The 2,962-nt window shown below is 45.7% G+C and carries 4 protein-coding genes; all 4 read left to right on the forward strand.

Annotation, left to right across the window (positions count from 1 at the left end):
* On the forward strand, positions 1–1,495 hold a 1,495-nt coding region (locus NK638_RS12095), incomplete at its 5' end, for a heme lyase CcmF/NrfE family subunit (protein ID WP_274633207.1).
* Positions 1,488–2,138, forward strand: a complete 651-nt coding sequence (locus tag NK638_RS12100; RefSeq protein ID WP_102092542.1) for a DsbE family thiol:disulfide interchange protein — start codon at positions 1,488–1,490, stop codon at positions 2,136–2,138. The genes NK638_RS12095 and NK638_RS12100, both read left to right, overlap by 8 nt.
* Positions 2,135–2,686, forward strand: a complete 552-nt coding sequence (locus NK638_RS12105) for a cytochrome c-type biogenesis protein (protein ID WP_274633208.1) — start codon at positions 2,135–2,137, stop codon at positions 2,684–2,686. The genes NK638_RS12100 and NK638_RS12105 overlap by 4 nt, the downstream gene beginning before the upstream one ends.
* Positions 2,683–2,962 (forward strand): c-type cytochrome biogenesis protein CcmI (gene ccmI / locus NK638_RS12110; RefSeq protein WP_274633209.1); only part of this gene is annotated, 280 nt, incomplete at its 3' end. The genes NK638_RS12105 and ccmI, both read left to right, overlap by 4 nt.

The raw sequence follows: 2,962 nt of genomic DNA on the forward strand, positions 1-2,962 counted from the left end.
GCCATTTGCTTTTTGTATGGCGGCATTGTGGGAAGGGCGTTTAGATGCTGCTTGGACACGCTGGTCACGTCCATGGGCGCTCGCGGCTTGGGGATTTTTGACCATTGGTATTGCACTGGGCTCGTGGTGGGCCTACTACGAGCTTGGCTGGGGCGGTTGGTGGTTTTGGGATCCGGTAGAGAATGCCTCGTTTATGCCTTGGCTTGTCGGCTTAGCATTGCTGCATTCATTAGCAGTCACTGAAAAGCGCGGGGTGTTTAAAGCATGGACCATCATGCTGGCTATTTTCGCCTTTGCCTTAAGCTTGCTTGGCACGTTCCTGGTACGCTCTGGAGTCCTTACCTCAGTGCATTCGTTTGCCGCTGACCCCACTCGTGGTCTGGTAATTTTAGTGATTCTTGGCATCATCGTCGGTGGTGGTTTGCTGATGTTTGCGCTGCGTGGCTGGCGTTTGACGATTGAAAGTCAGTATCAACTGGTTTCGCGTGAGTCATTTTTAGTCATTAACAACGTCATCATTTTGATTGCAACGTTAGTGGTATTGCTTGGTACCCTCTATCCTATCATTGCCGACGCCTTTAGCTTGGGTCAGGTATCGGTAGGTCCTCCGTACTTTAATGCGCTATTTGTGCCTTTAACATGGCTATTGCTGGTTGCCATGGGTATGGGCTCCAATATCCGCTGGAAACAAGATAAGCGTCCATTGTTAGGCGTTGGTATGGTCATTGCGGCGAACAGTCTAGTATTAGCTGCAGTCATCACTTACTTTGTCAGTCCATCTGCCATGCTTAATATTGGTGTAACACTAGCAGTAAGTTTTTGGGTACTGTTCTGGATGGTGGTTGATTTCAAAGACAAAACCAAAAATGCACCAAGCTTTTTGCAAGGCTTAAATAAGCTGCGTTTAAGCTACTGGGGTCAGCAAACGGCACATATTGGTGTGATTGTAGCGGTCATCGGTGTTGCCTTTACCAGTACCTTGAGTATCGAGCGCGATGTGGCATTGAGTGTTGGCGATACAGTCAATGTTCAAGGTTACGATTTTGAAGTAACTGAATTTTTTGAAATAAAGGGTAGTAACTTTGATGCAACGCAAGCGCAAGTGGTGGTATCCAAAGACGGTCGTGAAGTGGCGAAACTGACTCCAGAAAAGCGTACTTATATTATCAGCACGATGCCAACAACTGAAGCTGCTATTGACCCCAGTCTTATGCGCGATGTTTATGTCGCACTGGGCGAACCTATTGCCGATGGTAGTAACCAATGGGCATTAAGGATTTATGTAAAACCATTAATTCGTTGGATATGGCTCGGCGCTATTATTATGGCATTGGGTGGTCTGCTGAGTATGCTTGATAGGCGCTATCGTCTCAAAACATCCAAGACCCCTGCACAAATTGCAGCGAGTAAGTCAGGCTTTACGACGGTTACTGATTTAGATGTTAAAAGCACTACTAATAACACGACACTAATAGGGGAGAAGCAAAATGACTAAGTCTAATCATTTTTCCGAGCAACCCCCTGAAACAAAAGGTAATCGAACAATGAAAAAAAGCCAATTTAGAATATGGTTTTTGATCCCGCTGATCATCTTTGCTGCTGTTATGGTTATGCTTTATTTTCGTTTGGGGCAGCCGACTGAAATCGTAACCAATACCGCGCTTGAACGCCCAGTACCAGCGTTTGAGCTGCCATTGTTGTCCGATACCAGTCGGATCATGACCAATGACAACTTACCTGATGAGCCCTTTTTGATGAATATTTGGGGCTCTTGGTGCCCAACTTGCGTTATTGAGCATCCTTTTTTAATGCAATTAGAAGAGCGCGGAGTCAATTTGGTTGGTGTTAATTACAAAGATGACATCGGTGATGCGCTAGGATATTTAAATCGTGGCGGCGACCCATTCTCCATGTCTATTCAAGATTTATCTGGTCAATTTGCCTTGGACTTAGGGTTGACGGGTGCGCCTGAGACTTTCACTGTCGATGGTGAAGGCGTTATTCGCCAGCACATTGTTGGTGAGATTAACGAGAGTAACTGGCAAGATCGTATTGAGCCTTGCTTAACGGTACTCAATGATGCCAATGATAATAACGTCAGTCCAGATGCGATTCAGGTTGAAGAGGTGTGCAAATGATAGCCCTTTCAATAAAGGCCGTTACGATAAAAGTAGCGAGCTTAATACTTGCCTGTCTCCTAAGTGTGACCAGCTATGCGGCGATTGACGTCTATGATTTTGATTCTGTCCAACAAGAAGCACAATACCGAGGATTGATCGAAGAGTTTCGTTGCCCGAAATGCCAAAACCAAAACTTGGCAGGTTCTGATGCGCCGATTGCCCAAGACTTAAAGCAAAAAGTCTATGATTTGATTAAAGACAGACGTAGTGATGCGGAAATCCGGGATTATATGCAAGAGCGCTACGGCGATTTTATCAGCTACAAGCCGCCTGTACGTCCATCGACATGGATTTTATGGTTTTTTCCGCCATTGCTACTGATCGTATTATTGATAGGGTGGTTTTGGCAAAGTAAACGCCGCCAAGTTGTCGCCCGTGGCCAAAACGGCGTTACAGTGAACAGTACTGCTGCCTTGACCTCTGCGGAAAAGGCTGAGCTTGATCGTCTATTATCGCAAGCTGAGAATGTCGACCACGATATTACTAGCATAGAGGACAAAAAATGACTCTATTTTCTACTTTTGGCTTATTTGTAGCTCTAAGCTTGCTGATTGCTCTTATATTTGCGCTAATTGCTATTATGCCATGGCTACGAGCACCGCGTTTGCAGTCCAAACCAATAGACAATCAACTGCTAGATATTAATGTTGCAGTATTTCGCGAGCGTCTGGCAGAGCTAAAAACAGACAAAGACAGTGGCACCATCGATGATGCTCACTACCAAAACCAAAAGCTCGAGCTTGAGCGGCAACTATTGGATGCCCAGCGTGAAGTCACGCCGA

The sequence above is a fragment of the Psychrobacter sp. A3 genome (assembly GCF_028823565.1).
Classification (GTDB): Bacteria; Pseudomonadota; Gammaproteobacteria; order Pseudomonadales; family Moraxellaceae; genus Psychrobacter; species Psychrobacter celer.